The sequence below is a fragment of the Shewanella indica genome (assembly GCF_002836975.1).
In the GTDB taxonomy this organism is placed as follows: Bacteria; Pseudomonadota; Gammaproteobacteria; order Enterobacterales; family Shewanellaceae; genus Shewanella; species Shewanella indica.
This window is the reverse complement of record NZ_NIJK01000011.1, coordinates 44,177-64,393: the sequence shown is the minus strand read 5'-3', so window position 1 is coordinate 64,393 and position 20,217 is coordinate 44,177. Positions and strand designations below refer to the sequence as shown.

The following is a 20,217-nucleotide window of genomic DNA, read 5'->3' as shown; positions in this document are numbered from 1 at the left end:
CGGCCTAGGGCGGTAAAAATATCAAAGACCCGATATCCTGTTAATCACAAGGCAGCTCCGCTTAAGTGAACTACGTTGCGCATTGCGGGCCTTTTTGCTGTTAAAGCAATAGCATATTGTCGGGCTTGCACCCTTGGATGCAATTAATGCGACTGAGTGGCAGTGTCTTAGTGGGGAAGAATAGCCTGGTTCTGCGGCGGACAGGAACCCATGCTGAATTACCCGGAATACAGATTTAGCTCCTCACCATTGATATTTTCAATTTGACAAATTGTGCTCCAAAGCACGTATCTATCTCTTTTTTCCTGCGCCAAATCAACACAAGCCTGCAGGAGTCAGGGCAAGCTGGTGCAGTTTGTCGCGGGCAAAGGGCGGCAAACTGGCGATGATGCCAGTCAAGAGTTTTAACCGGTCATTAAATGAGGTATGTTGCCTGCCGGAGTTCGGTCACTCTTGATATCCGATCACAATCAGCCGTGGTTTAAGATGCACATTGGCAAAAAAATAGGCGTGTTCATTCTGGGGTTCTGTATTCCGGCCCTGCTTGTGGTCGCCTACTGTTTGAATTTTTGGTTTGAATACAGTCTGGGTCAGTTCCGGCAGCAAACGCTGGAACATGAGTATGTCGGTATTGAACAACAGTTTACCCGAGAGTCCCGGCGTCTGCTGCAGCTGGCGCGTCTCTATGTCCCGATTCTCGAAATGCCGTCAGATTCATTGTTAGCCGGTTGGGTTGAGGGGTTGCAGTCATCCAATATTAGTCTGTTTCATCTACATCAGGGCAAGGTAACGGCGCTGGCCAACGGCAAGACCCGAGTGCTTGAGCAAAAAATTCCTCCTGCCGATATGTTTGCTGCTTTGGATAAAGAAGCTTTTGGCGCTGCTGTAGTCAATGGCCAACCGCTGCAGATTGGCTTCTATCGTTTTGACGATGACGAGGCTTTGATCGTCACTCGTTTGCTGACCCCTGTGCACCTGCAGAATCTTGGGCAGATCAATCTTATCCAATCAGTGGCCTTGGTTCCGCTGCGACAGCCTGTGAGTACAGGGCAGCATCTTAAGCTTTTCAGTCAAGTTCCCGTACCGACACTGTTGGGCGAGCCTTTTGTATTACAGATCAGACAACAGAGCGATGCCTTTGAACGTCTGGAGTGGCAGAGTTTACTTGTGGTGATGCTGCTGTTGCTCGGCGGCATGCTGATGGTCGCCATCGGTTATTTGTGGTTACGACGCGGCTTGCTAAAACCTTTCGACCGACTGATGACAGAGCTTAAGGAGATAGATCCCAGCGCCAGGCGTTATACCCATATTAGCGGTTGCGGCGGCGCTGAATTCAAGGTGTTGGCTGACAGGATCAACAACTTGTTGTTGCGGATATTTCAGCAAAATGAACGTTCCCGTATTACCCTTGAATCCATAGCCGAAGCGGTAATCCTCACCAACAATAAGGCCAAGGTTATCTACCTTAATCCGCAGGCGGAATCCCTATTGGGTCTACGTAGCCAACAGGCATTGGGGCGGACGCTGGATTCTCTGCTCAAGAGTGACGATCAACTGGACGAGGAGTTGCTCGCCTTTATGTCCAGTGGTAACCGACAGCCCGAGTACAGTAAGGTCACCCTGCAGATGCAGCAGCCGAGGATTATGGAGCGGGCGGTGAGCAATCTCTGTAACCACAAAGGCAAAGTGATAGGTGCGGTGACAGTTCTGCGGGATATTACCCAAGAAGAAACTCTCAAACAGCAACTCAGGTTGAAAGCCAGTGTCGATGGTATTACCGGGCTTTATAATCGTAGCGCCTTTGAGGAACGCTTGCCCGGCTTTGCCGAAGGCGCCGATACCCTGGCGCTTTGTTATCTGGATTTGGAGCAGTTCAAGCTTATTAATGATAACTGTGGTCATGACGCCGGCGATCAGATGTTGGTGATGGTTGCCAGAGCCATAGAATCCTGCTTGCAGGGCGACGAAATGTTGGCCAGACTCGGCGGTGATGAGTTTGGCTTGGCTGTCCGTAACCGCAGTGCTCTTGAAGTCGCCAAGCTTTTGAAGCAGTTGGTGAAGCAAGTTTGTTTGCAGGTATTGCCTTGCGGCGGTGCCCATTACCGGGTGGGTGTCAGCAGTGGTGTGGCCTTCCATCGAGGCCCTTGCATGGCCCCGGCCGAACTGCTCAAGGATGCCGATATCGCTTGTCTGGCGGCCAAGCGCAAGGGCAGTAATCAAATTCACTTCTTTGATGATCGCAATAAAGAGCTGGCTAATGAGCGCAATGCCCCCAAGTGGGCTGTGCGTATTGCCAGAGCCATAGAAGACAAAGAGTTATTACTTTATTTTCAACCAATTCAAGGGCTCAATGGTTGTTGTCGCCGTCAAAGGTTGGAGATCTTGCTGCGGATCCGCGACAACAGTGGCCGTATTTTGCCTCCGGCACAGTTTATTGCGGCGGCAGAGCGCTTCAAGTTGATGCCGGAAGTTGATAGGGAAGTTATCCGTAAAGCCTTTCTGTGGCTTTCCGAGCATTCGCAGCTCTGGTCTGAGCTTTGTGTTTCCATCAATCTTTCCGGAAACAGTCTGGGGAGCGAGGGCATGCTGGACTATATCGCCGAGATGCAGGGGCGTTATGGTATTCCCAGCTCCTGTGTCTGCTTTGAGATTACAGAAACCAGTGCTATCCAGAACCGAACCCGGGCGATGGAAATGCTCAACCAATTGCGCCGCTTGGGATTTGCCTTCGCCCTGGATGATTTTGGCAGTGGCTTTGCTTCTTACGGTTACTTGCGGGAACTTCCGGTGGATTATGTCAAGATAGATGGTTGCTTCGTTCGTCATCTGGCCAGCAATGCCAAAGACTATGCGATAGTTAAATCCATTCATGATGTGTGCCGGGTCATGGGGATAGAAACTGTCGCCGAGTTTGTCGAAAACCAGGAAATAGTGGACAAGCTGTTGGAGATAGGGGTTGATTATGCTCAGGGTTACGCCATAGGGCGCCCCAAACCTCTGGAGCAATTTTATCAGTGGCAGAAGGCTCATGAGCAGCAGTTGCAGGGATTGCACTTGCAAGAGGAGTATGCGAGCTTAGCCTGATAACTTCGACTGACAATGGACTGTAGATGGAAGGACTCGCTAATAAGGTCATAGTGATTACCGGTGCCTCGGAAGGTATTGGACGGGCGCTGACGCTGGCATTGGCACCACTCGGTGGACAACTTGTGCTCAGTGCCCGCAATGAACCCAGATTACGTACCCTGGCGATGGAGGTCGAATCGGTCGGCGGTGCGGCGCTGGTGGTCTGTGGTGATGTCGGGCGACAACAGGACTGTGAAGCCTTGATAGCCACGGTAATCGAGCGCTTTGGTCGGCTGGATATATTGATTAATAATGCCGGCATGACCATGTGGAGCCGCTTCGATGAACTCAAGCAACTGGACATTCTTGAACAGCTGATGCGGGTCAATTATTTGGGACCTGCCTGGCTGACCCATGCGGCGCTGCCGCATCTGAAGGCTTCCCAAGGGCAAGTGGTGGTGGTGGCTTCCGTGGCCGGTTTGACCGGGGTGCCAACCCGCAGTGGTTATGCTGCTTCCAAACATGCTGTAGTGGGGTTCTTTGACTCTCTGCGTATCGAATTGGCCGAGGATGGTGTTGCAGTGACAGTGATCTGCCCTGACTTTGTGGTCTCCGAGATCCATCGGCGGGCGCTGGATGGTGAGGGTAAGCCACTCGGGACTTCTCCCATGGCGGAGAGCAAGATCATGACTGCCGAAGAATGCGCGCAGATGATGCTGCCGGTCATAGCCGGGCGGGGCAGGATGCTAATTACCTCCTGGCGTGGTCGTCTGGGACGTTTTGTTCGCCTTATTGCTCCAGCATGGGTGGATAATCTTGCTCGCAAGGCAATAGCGTCCGGGCATTAGCCCAAAAATAGTAAGCCTCCGCAGTGGAGGCTTATTTAGGTTATTTTAGAGATTACTTTTTGTCGTTGAGGTGCTGGACTATGGTGGCCTTCGCCTCTTCATGGCTAGCCTTGGCAGCTTTGGCTTGAATATGGGCTGTGGCTTTGTGGCCGGTTAAATCCTCGGCGATATGTAGCCAATCCGGATGCCAGTAAAACTGGCTGCCTTCGAGGGTTGACCAGTTGTGTACTCCATGAGTTTCACCGTTATATACCAAGTCTTTGATTGAATATCCCATAGTCAGTCTCTCCAAGTCGGAATGGTATTATCATGCGGCCGTTGTGGCCGCTTGATTGTGACAAAGATCTCATTTTAGGTGCGAAAACGGCTGATCAAATGCGCCAGATTGTGGGCTAACTGACTCAGCTCCTGGCTGGATTGAGATACCTGTCCTGTTCCCATTGACACCCTGGAGGCGGCATCACTGATATTGGTGATGTTGACCCCCAACTCGCCGGTAACCGCTGTCTGTTGTTCGGTGGCACTGGCCACCTGAATCGCCATATCGTTGATGATACTGATGGCGGCACTAATCCTTTCAATCGCATCACTGGCCTCATTGGCACAGCGGACACTGCCTTGCATACGTTCACGGCTCTTTTGCATCACTTCATTGGCATGTTGAGCCCTTTGTTGCAGCTGCTCTATAGTGCCTTTGATTTCCAGCGCCGAGCTTTGGGTGCGGCTGGCGAGGGTGCGTACTTCATCGGCCACTACGGCAAAGCCTCTGCCGGCTTCACCGGCCCTGGCGGCTTCGATGGCGGCATTGAGGGCCAACAGGTTGGTCTGGTCCGTTATCTGGGCGATCACTTCCAGCACCATGGCTATGGAGTCTGAGTCTTTCTGTAATTGATTTATCACTTCGCTGGCGGCGGTGATTTCTGCATCTGAACTTTGAATGGTATCCAGAGTTTGCATTACCACTTGCTGGCCTTCAGTGGTGGCTTGCACCCCTTGGTTGGCTTGATCGGCCGTTTGTGTGGTGTTGCGGGAGATGTCGGCAATCGAGCTCTGTAGCTCTGTCATAGCGGTGGCTACCTGATCGACCTCAGAGCGCTGCTGTTGCATCTCCTCGGCAGATTCAGCGGCGACAGCAGTCATCTCCTCCACAGCCGCAGCCAGTTGTACCGAGGCGGCGCCTATCTGGGAGATCATTTCATGCAATGTGGTACGCATCTGTCCCAGAGTTTCTGCCAAATGTTTGAATTCGCTGCCGCTGAATTTCTCCATCGGGATGGCGCTGGCGAGATCGCCCGAAGCGATTTTTTCCAGCACTTGCGTGGTGGCGCCAAGGGGAATAAAGATTCGTCGCAGCAGGAACCAGCCGGCCCCCAATGCCAGGGTTACAAAGAGACAAAAGACGATAACCAGACTGCTGCTGAGGGATTGAATCGCCTGTTCACTGGCGTTTCTGGCAGAGCTGACCTTATTGGTTTCCAGCTCCATCAAGGCTTTGAGTTCGGTCTCGACATTGTTGTAAATATGCCAGGATTCCATGGAGGTCAGCATGTTGGCGGTGTTTTCCGCAAGGTCGCTGCTGTCTTGAGCCAAAAACTGCTTATGCAGTCCCATAAAGGCCTGCAGCGGCGCATCCAGCTTGTGCAGCTGCACCAGGGTATCTTGTCCGGCCCCCTGTTTAAGTTGCTGTAATGCCGAGTTGATCGCCAGGGTCTGATCTTGCAGGTACTGACGTGACTCCTCACTCATGGGAGCATTCAGTACCCGTCTCAAGCTGTAACCCAGCTGTTCTCGTCTGAGGCCGGATACCAGTTGCAGTAAAGAGGCGGCCTGATCATTGCTGTGGTACTCACGTTCCAGCAGGCTTATTTGGCTTTTCACCTCCTCTAGGTGATAGCCAATGGTGCCCAATGACAGGCAAAACAGTGCTAAAAGTGCAGCAAACAAGGTGATTAACAACTTGCGTAAAGAAAGATTGGAAAAGATGGCTTGGTTCAAAACCCGGCTCCCAAACAAATGCATGAAAAATATAGTGAATGTTTCAAGATCCTAGGTCTTTGCTCTGTTATAAACTGTGAGTTGTGGCAATTTAATAGGTAAATGTTTTAACTTTTAGTATTTTTGATTGTTTATATTGTTAAGTCGTTATTTAGTAATGATTTAATATGAACTTTTGATACTGTATTTTGTTTTTGATCAAAGTAGGGGGAATATCGATAAAGCCGACTCTGTTTTGCCCTCTTACCTTGAGTCCGGTTCTATTAGTAGCCTGCCAAGGCGCGTAGGAGCTGCGGGTCTTTCCTGCTATAATGCGCGCTTGTTTTTGTGGAGGCGCGAATGGACGTATCTTCTTTATTGGATGGCCTGAATGACAAGCAGCGTGAGGCGGTAGCCGCACCTCAATCGAGCATGCTGGTGCTCGCCGGAGCCGGTAGCGGCAAGACCCGGGTACTGACTCACAGGATTGCCTGGCTGCTGCAGGTGGAAAACCAGAGCCCGTACTCCATTATGGCGGTGACTTTTACCAATAAGGCCGCCGCCGAGATGCGGGAACGGCTGGAGAAGATAGTCGGCAACCATATGGGCCGCATGTGGATTGGTACCTTTCATGGTCTGGCCCATCGTCTGCTGCGCACTCACTGGCAGGATGCCGGCCTGCCGCAGAACTTTCAGATCCTCGACTCGGATGATCAACTGCGCTTGCTCAAGCGTATTCTCAAGAGCCTGAATCTGGATGAGAAACAGTATCCGCCGCGGATGGTGGCCAGTTATATTAATGGCAAGAAGGATGAAGGTTTACGCCCGAAGCATCTTGATGGTGGGATTTTTCCCATGGAACAGAGGCTGATTCAAATCTATCAGGTGTATCAGGAATCCTGTGATCGTGCCGGGCTGGTGGACTTTGCCGAGATACTCTTGCGGGCTCACGAGCTGTTTCTCAACAAGGAACATATTCTGGCCCACTATCAGGATAGATTCCGCAATATTCTGGTGGATGAGTTTCAGGACACCAACGCCATTCAATATGCCTGGATCAGAGTATTGGCAGGCAAGAGCGCCAATGTGATGATAGTGGGCGACGATGACCAGTCCATCTATGGCTGGCGCGGCGCCCAAGTGGAAAATCTGCACAAGTTTTTACAGGACTTTCCCAATGCTGAAACCATTCGCCTGGAGCAAAACTACCGCTCCAGCGGCAATATTCTCAAGGCCTCCAACGAACTTATCGCCAACAACCCGGATCGGCTGGGTAAACAGTTGTGGACCGAAGATGTCGATGGTGAACCGATCTCAGTTTATTGTGCCTTCAATGAGATGGATGAAGCCCGCTTCATCATAGGCCGCATTGGCGACTGGCAGGACAAGGGCGGCAGTCTCAGTGATTGCGCCATCCTCTATCGCAGTAATGCTCAATCACGGGTATTGGAAGAGGCCTTGCTGCACAAGGGGCTGGCTTATCGCATCTATGGCGGTTTGCGCTTCTTCGAGCGTCAGGAGATCAAGGATGCCATGGGATACCTGCGTTTGATTGCCAACCGCGACGATGACGCCGCCTTCGAGCGGGTGGTCAACACTCCCGCCAGGGGGATAGGCGATCGCACCCTGGATATTCTCAGAACCACGGCCCGGCAGCAGCAACTCACCCTGTGGCAGGCCTGCGTCCGTTTGTTGGAAGAGAAGGTCTTGGCCGGCCGCGCCGCCAATGCGGTGCGCAGTTTTATGGACTTGATAGTGCAGCTGCGCAGCGACACCGAAGAGCTGCCCCTCTATCGCCAGGCGGATAGAGTGATCCAGGACTCCGGGCTCAAGGCCATGTATGAGCAGGAAAAGGGCGAAAAGGCTCAGGCCAGAGTGGAAAACCTCGAGGAACTGGTCACCGCGGCGCGCACCTTCGAAGTGCCGGAAGAGCTGGTGGACATGGGTGAGTTGAACGCCTTCCTTTCCCATGCGGCGCTGGAGGCGGGAGAAGGCCAGGCCGATGCCCACACAGATGCGGTGCAGTTGATGACGCTGCACTCGGCCAAGGGGCTGGAGTTCCCGCTGGTGTTTATGGCCGGTGTTGAAGAAGGGCTGTTTCCCAGTCAGTTGTCGCTGGAAGAGGGCGATCGTTTGGAAGAAGAGCGGCGCCTGTGTTACGTGGGCATGACCCGCGCCATGCAGCAGCTGTATATCACCTATGCCGAGTCGCGGCGCATCTATGGCCGTGAAAACTATTCACGGCCATCGCGCTTTATCAAGGAGATCCCGCCTCAGTACCTGCAGGAAATTCGTCTCAAGGCGCAGGTGGCCACCCCCATGGCCAATAACAGGTTCAACAAGTCGCAAAGCAGCTTCAACGACACGGGCTTTAATGTTGGCCAACGGGTATTGCATCCCAAATTCGGTGAGGGGATAGTGACCAATTTTGAAGGCCAGGGCGCACAGGCCAGGGTGCAGGTGAATTTTGATGACTTCGGCAGTAAGTGGTTGGTGGTGGCCTACGCCAAGTTAACCGCTTGCTGACAGCCCGGGTAGGAAAATTCGCGTTTTGCGGTGTCAATCACACTGTTGCTGAGTCATAATGCTTGGCAAATTTAAGGCTGAGATGTGTTGGAGAGCCTACCGATGAACTTGAGGGAAAAAATTGACGTCTATGCCCGTCTGTCGCGCCTGGACAGACCCATAGGGACTTTTCTGCTGTTGTGGCCCTGTTTAATGGCGCTGTGGTTGGCGGCCGGGGGCTTACCGGATCTCAAGGTGTTGATCATCTTTATCATAGGTGTGTTTGTGATGCGCGCCTGCGGCTGCATCATCAACGACTATGCAGACCGTGAATTGGACACTTATGTCGAGCGCACCAAAGCCAGACCTTTGGCCAGTGGCGAGGTCACGGTCAAAGAAGCGCTGGGCCTGTTTGTCGTCATGGGGCTGTTTGCCTTTGGTCTGGTGTTGCTGCTTAACCCTCTGGTGGTGAAGCTCTCCCTTGTCGGTATGCTGCTGACTATCATCTATCCCTTCACTAAACGCTACACCAATATGCCGCAGATGTTCCTCGGCACAGTGTGGAGTTGGTCGATCCCCATGGCTTATGCCGCCCAGACAGGTGAAGTCCCTGTCGAAGCCTGGTGGCTATTTGCCGCCAACTGGTTCTGGACTGTAGCCTACGACACCATGTATGCCATGGTGGACAGGGACGATGATCTCAAAGTGGGGATCAAGTCCACCGCCATTCTGTTCGGCCGTTACGACAGGCAGATCATCGGCCTGTTTCAGCTGGCGGCGCTGGCCTGCTTTATGACTGCAGGTTATGTGGCCGAGCGAGGAGCCCTCTATCTGGTAGGGCTGCTGGCTTTTATCTGCTTTGGACTTTATCAGCAGAAACTGATTTATGACAGACAGCGGGCGCCCTGCTTCAAGGCGTTTCTCAACAACAACTGGGCGGGTATGGCTTTGTTTGTCGCCTTGGGGATGGATTACCTGCTCTGAACGACATTGAGTTTGACTATCAACGCCGCGATTCTCGCGGCGTTTTTGCTGGTGCAAACCACTGCCAACCGTTAGTCTGAACAGCCGGGTTAGTAAACCAAGCAGCGGCAAGAGGTGCTGCTGAGGACTGAAGCAAGAAGGAGTCTTGGTATGTTGATAGAACAACTCTTTGGTATTGAATTACCGCTTATTCAAGCACCTATGGCCGGTGCTCAGGGAGTGCCGCTGGCTTTGGCGGTCGCTTCTGCCGGTGCGCTCGGCTCCATTCCCTGCGCCATGTTATCCCATGACAAACTCAAGCTGGCGATAGAAAGCTTCAGGCGTCAGAGTGACCGGCCGCTGAACCTTAACTTTTTCTGCCATAAGCCACCCGAGGAACAACCCGAGCGTTTGCGTACCTGGCTGCAGCAACTGGCGCCCTATTACCGTGAATTCGAGGTTGAAGAACTCGGCGGCGGTGCTGAGCGGCGTCCCTTCGATGCCGAGGTGGCCGCGGTTATAGAACCCTTTCGTCCCGAAGTGGTGAGTTTTCATTTCGGGCTACCCTCCACCGAACTGATGCTCAGGGTCAAGAGCTGGGGCACCAAGGTGATTGCCTCGGCAACCAGCGTCGCTGAGGCCAAATGGCTTGAATCCAGAGGCGTGGATGCCATCATAGCCCAGGGCCTGGAAGCCGGTGGTCACAGAGGCCATTTCCTCAGTGATGACTTGACTGAGCACAGCGGTACTTTTGCCCTGTTACCGCGCCTGGTACAGGCGGTGAAGGTGCCCGTGATTGCCGCCGGTGGTATTGCCGACGCCGCCGGAGTGCAGGCGGCCATGGCTTTGGGGGCGGCCGGGGTGCAGGTGGGTACAGCCTATCTCCTGTGCCCGGAGGCCGAGATCAGTGAACTGCATCGCCAAGCGCTGAAAGATCCGCAAATGAATCGCCATACGGCACTGACCAATCTCTACAGTGGTCGCCCGGCCAGAGGCATAATGACCCGTTTGATGCGTGAGTTGGGGCCTTTGGGGCAAGCGCCGGACTTTCCACTGGCGGCCAATGCCATTGCGCCGCTGCGCGCCGCGGCAGAAGCACGCAACTGCAATGATTTCAGCCCGCTCTGGTGTGGTCAGAACCCGGAGGGATGTCGGGAAATTCCCGCCGCCGACTTGACCCGTGAGTTGATGGCGGCCTTTATCAAGGCTTGAGCTTTTTCTGGTCTAGTGTATGTAACTGCCTGTATCATTGCGAATTAGTCACTCCTGCAACCGGCGGAGTGACCCTATCTTAAGATGGACTGCAATCAAAGCTTTGACTGCGGCGTAGAGCCGCAATAGGGAGATATAGATGAAAAAATCACTTGCTCTGGCGCTGCTGGCCCTGATGGTCAGTGCCAACGCCGCGGCCCGCGACACCATAGCCCAGTATCCGGTGCAGGAACTGCTGCAGACCGAGAAGGCCAAAGAAGCCCTTTACGATGTGCCACTGTATTTTGCCACTCAGGCGCATCCGCAGATCAGCCAGAGCTATGGTGAGGTGATCACCAATAAAAAGACCAATGCCTTTGGCAAGTCGGATCGCGAGGCCTGTGAGTGGGTGATGTTGAGTGCGCTAAAGGCGTTGCAGGAGCGCGCCGAGCGTGAGGGTATGGACGCTGTGGTCAATATCCAGTCCTATTACAAGAAGCGTGAGTTTGCCAGCGAAACTGAATATGAGTGTGGTGCCGGGGCTATCATGGCCGGAGTTGCGCTGAAAGGGACCTTGGTGAAGTTCTAACGGTGAAGTTCTAACGATGAAGCACTCACAGTTTTGATCGCTGAAAAAGCAGACCTGAAGTCTGCTTTTGTGGGCGAGCGGTTGGGAACCTGTTTGGTTCCCCAAAGGCGAGTGCCAGTTTAGGATTGAACGCCGAGCGTTAAACCAGGTCCTTTAGGTTGGCTGGACGATAATAGACAGACTTGAGTACCTTGCCCTGGCGCACTGTTTTACCGGTCATTTCCACATCTTTGGCACACTTGGCTATCAGGAAGTCACCTTGACGGCTGCCGATAATTTCCACCCCTTGCTTGGCATAGTGGGCCACGGTATCTGCCAGTTCCTGCTCATTGCGGCATACCTTGCTCATGTTGCTGGCATGCACTTCATCCCAGCAGGGCTCAAAGTCGATTGCCTTGTTGGCGGCAACCTGCAGCAGCAGATCTATCAGGTAACTGATCTCCAGTCGCTCCCCGACTTGGTTGCAGCCCAAGTGCACCAAGCGGCCCATCAATACATACACGCTGTCGACTATGGCGTCGGCCTGTTCAATTTTGTCTGTTGCTTCGGCCAGTTCGGTCAGCTCTTCGCTGATAAGTGAGGTGTGCAGCGTGTCTGCCTTGGCATCCAGGGTGTCAGGAGAGTCGACCGGCAGATCGAAGGTGATACGGAATTCGTGAATATCCCGGTAGAGCTTGCTGTACAGCTCTTGAGTCAGCAGAGTCAGTTTCATTGCTTGGGTTCCAGCTTGGGCAAAGGAGGGGATGATAAAGAATTACCGGGTTTGAGGCAAAGTTTGACTACTGTGCCTGTTTAAAATCTGCCTTTGCTCGGCTTGATGCGGACATTCTCGCTGGTCAGCTTTGGATTTTGTGCCAAGCTGAACTTTGTATCTGGAGTTGCCCTCGGACCGCTTTTTTGGCCCTTACCCTGAGAAGCATTAATCACACTTGAGATACAAAGTTTGAATTTTGTACATAATTACATACAATCAAATTCATAGCTTTCGGGGATGTGACATCATGGATTTGAGTGAATTTATCCTGTTGGTTGATGACGATCAGGAATTAACAGAGCTGCTGAGTGGCTTTTTGACCAAGAATGGCTTTGAGGTCCGAACCGAAGCCAATGGGGTAAATGCCGCCAGACGCATTATTGACGAACGCCCCCGATTGGTGGTGTTGGATGTCATGCTGCCAGAGATGGATGGACTTTCTATCTGTCGCGAAGTTCGTAGTCGTTATCCCGGCCCCATCCTGATGTTAACCGGGTTAGGGGATGATATTGATGAAGTTGCCGGGCTTGAAACCGGAGCGGATGACTATATTGCCAAGCCGGTTCGTTCCCGGGTGCTGTTGGCGCGTATTCGCAGCTTGCTGCGCCGCTCGGAACGACAAGAAAGCCAAGTTCAGGAACCAAGAGCAAATCAGAGTGAGACCCATTTGGCTGTCAATGGGTTGCGTCTGGACAAGCTGGAGCGGACTGCAAGTTTGAATAACCAAGATCTTGAACTTACCCTGGCCGAGTTTGAACTGCTGTGGCTTTTGAGCAAACATGCCGGCCGGACTCTCGCGCGGGATGCTATTTGCGAACACTTTAAAGAGCTGGGTTATGACAGCACACCGCGCACTATAGATCTTCGAATTTCTCATCTGCGACGCAAGATGGATGATGATCCCAAAGAACCCGCCCTAATCAAAACGATACGTGGTCAAGGCTACGTACTGACCCTGAGTTAAGATGAAAGCCTTCTTGGTAGTTTCCAGGTTTCAAGGCCGTTCTGGGGCGTTAATGCCCTGGCTCTTGGGATTGTTACTGCTGATATTGCTGCCATCTTGTCAGGAAGCGGAACGTTCATCTTTGGTCTCGGATGAGCATAGTCAAATCCTCGAACTGCTTGATTTGGCCGCTGCCTCACGCCATCAAGACCCAATCAAAACCATAGACTACAGTACACAGGCTCTGCGACTACTGGAAATTGAGCCTGATCCAGGTTCCGAGGTGATGGCGCTCAGTAATCTGGCCTGGGCGAAAATGATGTTGGGGGAGTTTGCCGAGGCTGCGGACTTTGGCGAAGCTGCGTTGACTTTGGCCGAGGAGCAGCAGCAAGCTGAGATCTTGGTGGTACCGCTCAATGTCGCCGGTCTGATTTATTGGCGTCAGAGTCAGTTGGATAAGGCTCTAACCTATTATCAGAGAGCGCTTACAGTTGCCAATAGCCTGAAAAACAGTTCTTTTGAAGCGACCACCTACAACAATATGGGTCTTATCTACAGTGATAAGGCTGAATATCAGTTGGCACTGGAGTGTTTTACCAAGGCCAGGGATCTACATAGAGGACTGGACGACTCAAGAGCATTGGCGCTGGCGTTGAATAATATTGCAGGTATTCATGCGACTTTGGGCGATTTTGGTGAAGCGCTGGCAAATCAACAGGAGTCTTTGAGGATCAGGGAGCAGTTGGGCGATAAGTCAGGTGTGGCGGAATTGCATCACAATATGGGGATCACTTATGAGCACATAGGTGATTTGCAGGAGGCCATGGCGCAGTTGCAATTGGGACTGCAGGGATTCGAGGCCTTGGATGACAAGACCGGAATGGCACAGGCGCTGACAGCTCTCGGGACAGTGCAGCAAAAATTCAATAGAAAGGTGGCGGCCAAGGCTGCCATGAAACAAGCTCTGATCTATGGTGAAGAGCTTAAAGACGGTAATGTCACTGCCACGGCTTTAATGAGTCTTGGTAAGCTTTCCTTGGACATGGGCGAGTATCCCATTGCCCGGCGTTATCTGGAGCGAGGCCTGGCTACAGCCGACCGATTGGGGCTGGTCGCCTTGCAAGCCCAGGGAAGGCTGAGTCTCGCTGATTATTTTTTGGCGACCAATGATGTGGATATTGCCCGTGAAAGAGCCGAGCAGGCATTGCAATTGGCGCTTGCCAGTGGCGATCGTGGTCAGCTCAGAGATACCTATGAACTCTTGTCAAAAATACATGAACGTAAAGGTAATTATCGCCAGGCGTTGTTAAACCATAAAGAGTTTAAAAGTATCAATGATGCGCTTTTTAATGCCAACTCCAGTGAGCGTCTGGCATGGCTGCGCAGTTCATTTGAAGATGAAAAACGCCAGCGACAAATCACTTTGCTGGAAGGCGAGAAAGCCTTGCAACAAGAGGTTATCAAACAACAAAAGTTTACCCGCAATCTTTGGATCGTGGCGCTGGTAGCGGCTGCGGCTATTTTGCTACTGCTCTATAGTCGTCATAGCCAATCGCGGGTAAATCAAGCCTTGCAACGTTCGATAAAGATGCAAAGCGATCTAATGCAGGCGGTGGCGCACGAGTTCAGGGCGCCACTGGCCAGGGTGCAACTGGCTTTTGATATGCTCATCGAAGCCGAGGTGGACGAAAGGCCGCAATTGGAAGACAGGGTACTGCGGGGCCTGGAAGAGTTGGATGAGCTGATCCGTGAAATCGTCAAGCTGATTAAAGCCGAAGGCAGTCCGAGGCGAGCGCCAACAGAGTCTTTGTCGCTGGCGCCATTATTGCAAACTTTGGTGGTAAGGCAGCATCCCTTGTTCCCCGAGAAAAAGATCACCTTAACGCCAGTCGATCCTGAAATATCTGTCATTGCCAGTAAGAAGCATTTGGAATGGGCAATAAACAACTTGCTATCCAATGCATTGCGACACTGCCATCAAGAGGTTCGGCTCAGTTGTCAGCTTGAACAAGGGCAGGTGAATATCATAGTGGACGATGATGGTCCCGGGGTGCCGACTGCAGAAAGAGAACGGATTTTTGAACCTTTCATCCGTCTCGATCCCAGTCGCACCCGTGCCACCGGCGGTATAGGCTTGGGGTTGGCCATCGCCCGACGATTGGCCGAAAATAGTCGGGGGCAAATTCGTGTCGGCGATAGTCCAATGGGCGGGGCGAGATTCGAACTCGTTTGGCCCTGTTAACTTCTTGTTCCTGATAAATATACCTGCCATCAAATTGTATTTCTTTAGATACAATTTATAACATTCCTTGCTGTTTTTAAGCGGATCTTAGCGTTCTTCAGTTCTTTACCCTGGTGAGCCTCAGCTAGTTTTTGCTGCTGAGGATCCACTTTGCTTGGAGTGATGGTGTGAGAACGCTATTGTTAAAAAAGTTTCTTTTTTGTTTGAATTTTGTTTGTTTCGTGTCTAGATTGTATGTGTTCGCATACATAACGATTATAGCGAGCACTCTTAATCACAGGAGACTACAAATGAGAAAGCCGCATACTCGCTTGAGCCGATTGACTTTGGCCATGCTCTCTACTTCCCTGATGGCAGTGACGGTTCCGTCACTTGCCGCCAAGAAACTGGAACCCAAACAAGACTTCGATAATGCCTCTGTTATTGTTAAATTCAAAGAAACCGCAAAGAAAGCGGACCGTAAGCAGTTAATGGCTCAATTCGGTTCTTCATTCAAAGATAAAAACCATGATGGCGTTGATGATCGATTTCGCCATATTGCCAAGGGTCGACTGGCTGAATTGACAGTTCCCCGGGGGCTGGATGCCCGCGCTATGGTGGAACGGCTCAAGCATAACCCCCACATCGAATACGCTGAACTCAACCACAGATTTTATCCTTCGGTTATCCCCAACGATCCAAGCTACGGTCAGTTGTGGGGTATGCCAAAAATCAATGCGGAGCAGGCCTGGGAGATGGAAATGGGCTCGCGAGAGGTAGTCGTTGGGGTGATAGATACAGGTTTTGACTACACTCACCCGGATCTGCGAGACAATATTTGGGTGAATCCCAATGAAGTCCCCAATAACGGTATCGACGACGATGGCAACGGTTATATTGATGATATTCACGGTATTTCAGCCATTAATGATAACGGCAATCCGCAGGATACCCATTACCATGGTACTCATGTCGCAGGTACCATAGGGGCGACCGGCAATAATGGCTCGGGAGTGGTTGGGGTCAACTGGAATACTGCCATGGTAGGTTGCTCTTTCCTGGGTAGCCAAGGTGGTACCACGGCAGATGGTATTCAGTGTATTGATTACATGGTTGATTTGAAAAACCGTGGCGTAAATATCCGAGTGTTGAACAACTCCTGGGGCGGTGGCTCATTCAGCCAGGCTTTGGAAGATGCTATTACGGCAGCCAATAATGCCGATATTCTGTTTGTCGCCGCGGCCGGTAATGATGCGATTGATAATGATGTCAATGACAGCTGGCCCGCCAACCATGATGTAGCGAACGTGATGGCCATTGCTTCCACCACTCGCGATGATGAAATGTCTTACTTCTCTCAGTGGGGGCTTAATACGGTTGATATGGGGGCTCCAGGCTCGGATGTTTATTCCACTGTTCCAGGGAGTGATTACAATACCCTGAGCGGGACTTCCATGGCGACTCCCCATGTGGCAGGGGCTGCCGCCTTGATTTTGGCTGCCGATCCAACCCTGACTACGGCCGATGTCAAGAATATCCTAATGTCTTCCGGTGACCCCATTGCCGCATTGGAAGGTAAAACCGTGACAGGTAAGCGCTTGAACCTGGAGAGTGCCTTGAACATGGCCGGTGCCGGTGGTCCTGGTTATTATCTGTTGGTGAGTCCTGCCAGTCGCACAGTGAACCAAGACTCGTCTGTGACTTTCGATATCGACATGAACGCCGTGGGTGGCTATAACGGCAATGCCAGCTTTAGTGCCGATCTGCCAGCGGGCTTGAATGCAGCGGTGAGCTTCTCCAGTAACACAGTACCGGCCGATGGTCGCACCACAATGACAGTCTCCACAGATGCCAATACTACTCTGGGCAATCACATCATTACTATTAATGCAGTTGATGGTGATATCCACAAGAGTATCGATGTCAGTCTGCTGGTGTATCCTGCCGGTACGTTCAGCACTACCTATAGCAATGAAAATCCGCTGGCGATCCCCGATGACAATGCCGATGGTGTAAGTAGCGTAATCAATGTACCAATCAACCTGACATTGACGGACCTCGTGGTCAATCTGGACATAGCACATACCTATATAGGTGATTTGCTGGTGACTTTGACTTCGCCCAGCGGTCGCACAGTTACCCTGCATAATCGTACCGGCGGCAGTGCTGATAACCTGGTAGCCAGTTATGCAGTGGAAGACTTTGATCTGGAAGAGGCTTTAGGTGATTGGATTCTTCACGTCACAGATTCAGGATTCCGTGATACCGGTACTCTCAAAAGTTGGAGCATGGATGTTACAGGTGGATCTCAGCCTGGTACCAATCTGCCTCCTACAGTGACTATAGGTGCTAACCTGCAAAATGCTCTATATTTGCCGGGTGATGTAGTCAATTTCGTTGCTGATGCAACCGACTCAGAAGATGGTGATGTTCGTGCCTCACTGGTGTGGACTTCCAGCCTTGATGGTCAAATCGGCACAGGTGGAAACTTCTCCCGCTCGGATTTGAGCCAGGGGACTCACCAGATCACAGTGACAGCCTCTGACAGTCAAGGTGTGGTGAGCAGCCGTGAGTTCTTTCTGTACATTGTTAGTGACGGTACCCTTGTTTCCTATGAGGACACGAACCGTCAACCGATATTTGATATGGGAACAATAGTTGCTGAGATTGAAGTCCCTCTTGGACTGAAAATCAAAGATATGAACTTGTTTGTCGATATCCAACATAGCTTAGCCAATGACATGTTGATTCATCTGGTGTCGCCTGATGGCACTCGGGTTGAGATATTTGATCGCAAAGGTTCAGATGAATACTATCGCGATCTGGTGAAAACCTTCTATCCGGTAGAGTTTAACGGTGAAATGGCTGCTGGTATTTGGCAACTCATCATCAAAGATGAATGGAGTGGTAACTCCGGTTGGCTAAACCGTTGGGCACTGAGCTTTACCCATGATGGTGACGCCGGTATTCCTGACAACCAGGCTCCTGTGGTAAATATCCTTGCTCCAGTGGGTGGCAGCAGCGTTATTGAAGGTGACACTGTGGCCTTTATGGGCTCTGCCAACGATGCGGAAGATGGTGATGTAGCTAATACCCTGGAGTGGACATCCGATCTGGATGGCCTGATTGGTCAAGGCGCGTCCTTTAGCACCAACAGCCTGAGCGTGGGGCAGCATACAGTGACGGCCAGCGCAGCCGATAGCCAGGCTGCCAATGGTGTGGCCCTGGTAACTTTGACAGTGGAAGCCGCGCCTGTGAATGAGTTGCCGAGCGCTGAGTTCAGCTTCCAGGTGAATCATCTGGATGTGAACTTTGCCGATGCTTCCGGTGATAATGATGGGGCAGTGGTCGCTTGGGCTTGGGACTTCGGTGATGGCAATATTTCATCACTGGCCAATCCAAGCCACAGTTATGCCTCTGGTGGTAGCTATGAGGTGACGCTGACAGTGACAGACAACAGTGGCGCCAGTCACAGCATCAGCAAGCAGGTGAGTGTTGCCGCGGCTATCAGCCTCAGTGGTGCCGGCAGTACAGACGGTAGCAAGGTGAATGTCAACTTGAACTGGAATGGCTCGTCAGCCCGAGCTATCGACATTTATCGTGATGGTCAACTGATCGACAGTACCCGAGATAGAGGCAGCTATAAGGAACGTTTCAACAGCAGTGCCGAAAGCTTTGAATACAAGGTATGTGAAGCCGGCAGCAATATCTGCTCTGAACTTATCACTGTGACCCCTGAGTTAAGCCGCAAAGGAAAAGGTAAGTAACCTATTGGGTTTGTATTGAAAGCCGCCTTAGTTAAGGCGGCTTTTTTTTGTTTTCAGTGTTAAGACCGGCTTACAGAATGAAGCGACTCAGATCTTCATCCTGAACCAGGTTGTCCAGGTGAGCATCGACATATTCGGCATCGATAACAAACTTGCTGCCGGACTTGTCGCTGGCCTCGAAAGAGATGTCTTCCATCAGCCTCTCCATCACAGTGTGCAGCCGACGGGCGCCGATGTTTTCGGTACGTTCGTTGACTTGCCAGGCGGCCTGGGCGATGCGGTCGATACCCGACTCGGTAAATTCGATGCTGACTCCTTCGGTGCCCATCAAGGCCACATACTGCTCGGTGAGCGAAGCGTGGGGCTCGGTGAGGATCCGTTTGAAGTCGGAGGCGGTCAGGGCATCCAGCTCGACCCGAATCGGCAGACGGCCCTGCAGTTCGGGGATCAGATCCGATGGCTTGCTCATCTGGAAGGCGCCGGAGGCGATAAACAGAATGTGGTCTGTCTTTACCATGCCGTGCTTGGTGTTGACTGTGCAGCCTTCCACCAGCGGCAATAGATCACGCTGTACCCCTTCGCGGGACACATCCGGGCCTGAGGTTTCGCCGCGCTTACAGATTTTGTCTATCTCATCGAGGAATACTATGCCGTGCTGCTCGACCAGCTCAATGGCCTGCTCTTTGAGATCTTCCTGGTTGACCAGCTTGGCGGCTTCCTCTTCGACCAGTTGCTTGTAGGCATCCTTGATCTTGAGTTTCTTGCGCTTGCTCTGTCCCTGACCCATGTTCTGAAACAGGCTCTGCAGCTGGTTGGTCATCTCTTCCATGCCGGGAGGCGACATGATTTCGACACCAATTTGCGGCGCCGAGACATCGATTTCGATCTCTTTGTCGTCCAACTGGCCTTCACGCAGTTTCTTGCGGAACACCTGGCGGGTGTGGGACTTGTCCTCGGTTTCCTGATCCCATTCGTTCTTTGGCTTGGGCAGCAGGGCATCGAGAACCCGCTCCTCGGCGGCTTCTTCGGCGAGGGAGCGGCACTTCTTCATCTGCTGCTCGCGGGTTAGTTTGACCGCGGCGTCGGTGAGATCGCGGATGATCTGCTCCACTTCCTTACCCACATAGCCCACTTCGGTGAACTTGGTCGCTTCAACCTTGATGAAAGGCGCATTGGCCAGCTTGGCCAGACGGCGGGCGATCTCTGTCTTACCGACACCGGTTGGGCCTATCATCAGAATATTCTTCGGGGTCACTTCCTGGCGCAAACCGGCATCCAGCTGCATGCGGCGCCAGCGGTTACGCAGGGCAACTGCGACAGAGCGTTTGGCCTTCTGTTGGCCTATGATGTGCGCGTCCAGTTCGTGGACGATTTCGCGGGGTGTCATTTCAGACAT

13 protein-coding genes are annotated in these 20,217 nt (G+C 52.2%); 9 read left to right on the top strand and 4 right to left on the bottom strand.

Features of this window, described 5'->3' with window-relative positions; genetic code table 11:
* The first annotated feature begins 486 nt into the window (after positions 1-486).
* Both CX650_RS03095 and CX650_RS03090 read left to right on the top strand, forming a co-directional pair.
* Positions 487-3,084: a putative bifunctional diguanylate cyclase/phosphodiesterase gene (locus tag CX650_RS03095; protein ID WP_101095006.1), complete on the top strand. Its 2,598-nt coding sequence runs from the start codon at positions 487-489 to the stop codon at positions 3,082-3,084.
* A gap of 26 nt (positions 3,085-3,110) precedes the next feature.
* Complete coding sequence (locus CX650_RS03090) at positions 3,111-3,914, top strand: SDR family oxidoreductase (RefSeq protein ID WP_101095005.1); 804 nt, start codon at positions 3,111-3,113, stop codon at positions 3,912-3,914.
* Positions 3,915-3,966: 52 nt separating this feature from the next.
* Here the strand turns inward: CX650_RS03090 and CX650_RS03085 are convergent, their stop codons facing one another.
* Positions 3,967-4,191, bottom strand: a complete 225-nt coding sequence (locus CX650_RS03085; RefSeq protein WP_039034839.1) for a hypothetical protein — start codon at positions 4,189-4,191, stop codon at positions 3,967-3,969.
* Between the two features lie 74 nt (positions 4,192-4,265).
* Positions 4,266-5,909 carry a methyl-accepting chemotaxis protein gene (locus CX650_RS03080; protein ID WP_226685307.1) on the bottom strand — a complete coding sequence of 548 codons (1,644 nt, stop codon included), beginning with the start codon at positions 5,907-5,909 and terminating at the stop codon, positions 4,266-4,268.
* 339 nt (positions 5,910-6,248) lie between these two features.
* On the opposite strand from CX650_RS03080, the gene uvrD reads away from it, so the two are divergent.
* From uvrD to CX650_RS03060, 4 genes are all read left to right on the top strand, one after another.
* Positions 6,249-8,414, top strand: coding sequence for a DNA helicase II (gene uvrD, locus CX650_RS03075; RefSeq protein WP_101095003.1), 2,166 nt, complete (start codon positions 6,249-6,251; stop codon positions 8,412-8,414).
* Positions 8,415-8,516: 102 nt separating this feature from the next.
* Positions 8,517-9,377 (top strand): 4-hydroxybenzoate octaprenyltransferase, encoded by an 861-nt coding sequence (ubiA, locus tag CX650_RS03070; RefSeq protein WP_101095002.1) that lies wholly within the window; start codon positions 8,517-8,519, stop codon positions 9,375-9,377.
* Between the two features lie 150 nt (positions 9,378-9,527).
* Positions 9,528-10,568 (top strand): NAD(P)H-dependent flavin oxidoreductase, encoded by a 1,041-nt coding sequence (locus CX650_RS03065; protein WP_101095001.1) that lies wholly within the window; start codon positions 9,528-9,530, stop codon positions 10,566-10,568.
* Between the two features lie 139 nt (positions 10,569-10,707).
* Positions 10,708-11,136, top strand: coding sequence for an excinuclease ABC subunit A (locus CX650_RS03060; protein WP_101095000.1), 429 nt, complete (start codon positions 10,708-10,710; stop codon positions 11,134-11,136).
* Between the two features lie 139 nt (positions 11,137-11,275).
* On the opposite strand, the gene CX650_RS03055 is transcribed toward CX650_RS03060, so the two are convergent.
* On the bottom strand, positions 11,276-11,848 hold the full coding sequence (locus CX650_RS03055) for a nucleoside triphosphate pyrophosphohydrolase family protein (RefSeq protein ID WP_101094999.1): 573 nt from the start codon (positions 11,846-11,848) through the stop codon (positions 11,276-11,278).
* A gap of 289 nt (positions 11,849-12,137) precedes the next feature.
* Between CX650_RS03055 and CX650_RS03050 the strand changes: the two genes are divergently transcribed.
* From CX650_RS03050 to CX650_RS03040, 3 genes are all read left to right on the top strand, one after another.
* Positions 12,138-12,854, top strand: a complete 717-nt coding sequence (locus CX650_RS03050) for a response regulator (protein ID WP_101094998.1) — start codon at positions 12,138-12,140, stop codon at positions 12,852-12,854.
* Positions 12,855-12,906: 52 nt separating this feature from the next.
* On the top strand, positions 12,907-15,075 hold the full coding sequence (locus CX650_RS03045; RefSeq protein ID WP_167388622.1) for a tetratricopeptide repeat protein: 2,169 nt from the start codon (positions 12,907-12,909) through the stop codon (positions 15,073-15,075).
* Between the two features lie 290 nt (positions 15,076-15,365).
* On the top strand, positions 15,366-18,821 hold the full coding sequence (locus CX650_RS03040) for a S8 family serine peptidase (RefSeq protein WP_101094996.1): 3,456 nt from the start codon (positions 15,366-15,368) through the stop codon (positions 18,819-18,821).
* 70 nt (positions 18,822-18,891) lie between these two features.
* On the opposite strand, the gene hslU is transcribed toward CX650_RS03040, so the two are convergent.
* Complete coding sequence (gene hslU / locus CX650_RS03035) at positions 18,892-20,217, bottom strand: HslU--HslV peptidase ATPase subunit (RefSeq protein ID WP_101094995.1); 1,326 nt, start codon at positions 20,215-20,217, stop codon at positions 18,892-18,894.